The sequence below is a fragment of the Desulfosporosinus burensis genome (assembly GCF_054657535.1).
Map to the genome: position 1 here is coordinate 1 of NZ_BAAHYN010000058.1, position 742 is coordinate 742.

Below are 742 nucleotides of genomic sequence, written 5' to 3' on the forward strand. Positions count from 1 at the left end.
CCAGTTTTATTAAAATTCCGGTTGGTAAATCCACCTCGCCTCGTTCGTAATTGCTGTATATCCTTTGGCTGCAATTGAGATACGCTGCAACCTGTGTCTGAGTCAGATCCTTGTCTTCCCTCAAATGTCTTATTCTTTCATACACCTGAAATCACCTCAAGATAATTATAGTATAGCGAATTATTCGCTATTGACTTCTAGCGAGAATATCGCTAAAATTATCTCGAATGGTGAATTGAAAAATATCGGGGTGATGAACACTGGTAGATTATAAAGAAATGTATAGTATCCTATTTAATAAAATGACGGATATCATTGAAGAAATCCAGCAGATACAGCGTCAAACGGAGGAAATGTACATACATAGCACGGACAGGGAATTTATTCTGTTGAAGTCATGTAAGGATTTAGAACAGCCAGAGAAGAAAGAATAATGAGGGAAGCTGGTGCCTGACAGTGCGGATGTGCCAGGTCGTAAAATATAGTGCTCGAGGGAAGCCCTCCGTCCGTTATCTATACTAAAGAAATGAGAAGCCGCATTAAAACGGGCTTCTTACGTTGTTTACATGTCAACAACGTACTAATAAACCTCGGGGGAGGGTTACGACGCTCGGCGCTGGCCAGAAGAAACATTTGTCCTCTGCGGAGGAAAATGTCCCTTCGGTCCTCCATCTTGTCACAAGAGCTGTTGCTCGGGTTGGAAAAGGCCTTCGAAGATCGTCTTCGGAGGTCATCTTTTCCT

At 42.5% G+C, this 742-nt stretch carries 3 protein-coding genes; 2 read left to right on the forward strand and 1 reads right to left on the reverse strand.

Annotation, left to right across the window (positions count from 1 at the left end):
- Positions 1 to 145 (reverse strand): helix-turn-helix domain-containing protein (locus ACYQ3Q_RS28310; RefSeq protein WP_459931727.1); only part of this gene is annotated, 145 nt, incomplete at its 3' end.
- Between the two features lie 157 nt (positions 146 to 302).
- Between ACYQ3Q_RS28310 and ACYQ3Q_RS28315 the strand changes: the two genes are divergently transcribed.
- Both ACYQ3Q_RS28315 and ACYQ3Q_RS28320 read left to right on the forward strand, forming a co-directional pair.
- Entirely contained in the window at positions 303 to 434 is a 132-nt protein-coding gene (locus tag ACYQ3Q_RS28315; RefSeq protein ID WP_459931725.1) for a hypothetical protein, read from the forward strand.
- Positions 435 to 526: 92 nt separating this feature from the next.
- On the forward strand, positions 527 to 742 hold a 216-nt coding region (locus ACYQ3Q_RS28320), incomplete at its 3' end, for a hypothetical protein (protein ID WP_459931726.1).

Coding starts and splice junctions, on each gene's coding strand:
- ACYQ3Q_RS28315 (WP_459931725.1), top strand. CDS start 303: ATGACGGATATCATTGAAGAAATCCAGCAGATACAGCGTCAAACGGAG.